3 protein-coding genes and 1 pseudogene are annotated in these 2,929 nt (G+C 35.0%); 2 read left to right on the top strand and 2 right to left on the bottom strand.

The annotated features are described in order from the left end of the window. Positions 1–265 (bottom strand): annotated as a pseudogene (locus AB1630_11775) (nucleoside recognition domain-containing protein). Between the two features lie 72 nt (positions 266–337). Between AB1630_11775 and AB1630_11770 the strand changes: the two are divergent. Then, positions 338–562, top strand: a complete 225-nt coding sequence (locus AB1630_11770; protein MEW6104470.1) for a hypothetical protein — start codon at positions 338–340, stop codon at positions 560–562. Continuing rightward, a complete protein-coding gene (locus tag AB1630_11765) occupies positions 562–828 on the top strand; it encodes a type II toxin-antitoxin system mRNA interferase toxin, RelE/StbE family (protein MEW6104469.1) in 267 nt (88 codons plus the stop codon). The genes AB1630_11770 and AB1630_11765 overlap by 1 nt, the downstream gene beginning before the upstream one ends. Positions 829–921: 93 nt before the next feature. Here the strand turns inward: AB1630_11765 and AB1630_11760 are convergent, their stop codons facing one another. Further along, complete coding sequence (locus AB1630_11760) at positions 922–2,637, bottom strand: C45 family autoproteolytic acyltransferase/hydrolase (GenBank protein ID MEW6104468.1); 1,716 nt, start codon at positions 2,635–2,637, stop codon at positions 922–924. Between the last annotated feature and the right edge of the window lie 292 nt (positions 2,638–2,929).

Raw genomic sequence — 2,929 nt, 5'->3', positions numbered from 1 at the left:
CAAAAGGAGCAGCCTCACCCTTTAATAGATACTTACGGAATACCTTAGCCATTACAATAGCCAGAACTATTCCCAACATATAGATGGAGAATAGAACATTACCGGATGCTCTTTCTTGGAAAAATGCCCCAATGAGTAAGGCATAAACAGGAAGTCTTGCGCCGCAGCTCATAAAGGGATTAACTAAGATAGTTACAAGTCTATCCTTTCTATCTTCTATGGTACGGGTTGCCATAATGGCTGGAAGATTACAGCCAAAACAGAGAAAAGCAAATAAATATTCTTCTACAAAGAGGCATTAAAGAGGCTTAAGGTATTTTCACGAGCTTCTAAAAAATTGACAAAAATTATTTACCAATGCTATTCTATAAATATGAAAGATATCACCCTTGAGGGTATTTATAAAAAGGTTGTTGATTTAGAGCGTGAGGTTGCTCAGATTAAGAAAAATCTTATTAAAGAACCTGATTTGCGTGAAGATTTTATTTTACGGATGAGAGACCTTGACCTTGAAAAAGCAATCACAGTTAAAGACTTTGGTAAAAGATACGGATTAAAGTAGTGTATACGCTTACCATCAAGAAAAGCCTTGATAGAAAATTCAAAAAGCTTCAGAAAAAAGATAAGGAATTACTCCAACTAATTGATAGAAAGGTGAAAGATATTCTTGACAATCCTTACCGTTTTAAGCCCTTAAGGAAACCGTTACAAAACAAGCGTAGGGTTCATATAGGGGGATCTTTTGTATTGATATATGAAATTAACGAAGAAGAAAAGATAGTAACCTTGTTTGATTTTGACCATCATGATAATGTCTATAAACCTTGATAACTTGCCACTATAATGGGTGGATGTTGTTCATCTGAAGGTATTGAAGAGGCTTAAGGTATTTTCAACCGAGCTTTTAAAGAAAAACTATCATTACTTCAATAGTTTTTCAAGCTCATTGACTTCCTTTTTTAACCAATGGGGAACACAATAACCTTTATACAAATTTAATGAGAGCTTTGCATAATGATGTGCATTTGCCAGATCATTTATCTTTTTGTATAGCATTGCAAGGCGATAAGTATTATATGCCCTATCAGCCTCAGATAGGATTGCTGAATCAAGTGCCTTTAAATAGCAGTCTATCGCAGATTGGTATCTTTCTTTTTTCTCATAAAAGAATGCCTTATACTCATATCCCAAGGAGAAATCGGGATATTTTGCTATAATCTTATCTATACAGCTCTTTGCTTCCTTCTCTTTGCCCAATTCTATGTATATATCAGCCAAGAGGGGTAATGTCAGGAGATTTTCTATCCCAGATTCTTTAATCTCCAAAACAAGCTTTTTCAATAAAGCACTATTTTTCCAATCAATAGTTCGCTCCCTCTTATTCCATTTAGCCATAATGTTATAAAATTTTAATCTCTCATCTTCTTCTTTATAGACTGAAGACTCATAGGTTTTGTAGTTATACCTTATAAACCTCCCTAAACCTGCATAGTGGGTGGCATAGGCAAAGTAGATTGTGCTATTTTTGCTATCAATCACAACTGATTGAAGGGTGAGGAAATTGTTGATGCTGGGAATAGGTTCCTCTTTATATTGATAAAAATCGGTGTTTGAGAGGATGCATATTGCCTGGTTGATTGTATTGTCCATATCTATTGATGAAAGCTCTCTAAATTTATCCTCCCTTGCTATGTTATAGGTCTGCATTGAATAAATGGAGGTCTTTTTTTGCATATCTCGTGAGATGAACCTGTTTGCTGCATAAATACTTCCCTCCTTCATATCATTCCTTACCACATCTTTGCCCAAGAGCTCATATATTGCACCTGATTTGTCTTCCTGACTTCCCAAGCACAAGAGGAATCCCTCTTTTGCCTTAAAACCTTTTAATAGATTTTCTGCCTCAGCCAAGTTTTTGCAGGTTTCAAGTACCCTATTAAATTCCAAAACCCTACTATAATCCTTCCCACTATACAAACCACCTGCTAGATTAATTGAATAAGAGAGCCCTTTTTCGTTTACCCCTGTTGTAATAGGAAAAACACCTATAAAACCAATACTTATGCACCTTAATCTATTCTCAATGGAATAATCAACCACCACAGGATAATTTCCCAAAAATTCTACATTAAAATCAAAATTCCTTCCCTGGACAATCCTTCCATCCTCAGCTTGAATAATAAAAGATGAGCATTCCCTTATGATTTCCATAAAAAAAGTCACAAATAAGATGTCTTCAAGCCGAATCCCTGAGCCATCAGATAGCCCTTTAAGCTGTGCCAGATAGCCTTGAGGCAATCCCTTTTTTAGGGAATTTATCTTGAGATTAAGCATAATATTACTAAACAATCTTGCAAAGACCCTTTTATACCACGGTGCTCTCTTAAGCATCCCTTTCTTGTAATCATCCACTTCTCTATAGAACTCATTTATCCTCTTTTTAAGCAATACCCCATATTGAAGCCCAACATTATAAGGTTTGCCTGCAAGATACAGAAAGGGGATACCCTCCTTGTACTCCAGATATCCCTTATCAAAATACTCTACGCCATCTTTGCTTTTAACCTTGTATGCCTTGCCAGATAAAGCAACTAGCAAAAAAATCAAGAAGAAAACACAAAATTTTTGGCTCTTCATAGGGAATTTAGTAAAATTATCTGACAGAATTATTAGAATTGCAAGGATTTTTATGCAAGAGGGGTAGGGAAAAGAAAAAATGGGGATGTTAAGTAGTCTTGAATCTATAATATCCTTTATAGAATTGCCAATGCCTTAGAGATAAGCCTTTCTGATTTCTTCTCTTTTTGTAACTATTCAGTATATCGTATTTTATATGTTTGGCTGTTTTAAAATTCATCCATTCTATAATAAATCCCAAATCCCAAGTTCAAATGTCAAAAAAATGTCCAATTTCCAATGTCCAATATCA

It is taken from the genome of bacterium (assembly GCA_040753555.1).
Taxonomy (GTDB): Bacteria; UBA9089; UBA9088; order UBA9088; family UBA9088; genus JBFLYE01.
Note: the sequence above shows the minus strand (reverse complement) of the source record. Positions and strands in the feature narration are given on the sequence as shown.

Excerpts from the sequence above, each read along its gene's own strand:
- AB1630_11760 (MEW6104468.1), bottom strand. The coding sequence starts at position 2,637 with ATGAAGAGCCAAAAATTTTGTGTTTTCTTCTTGATTTTTTTGCTAGTT.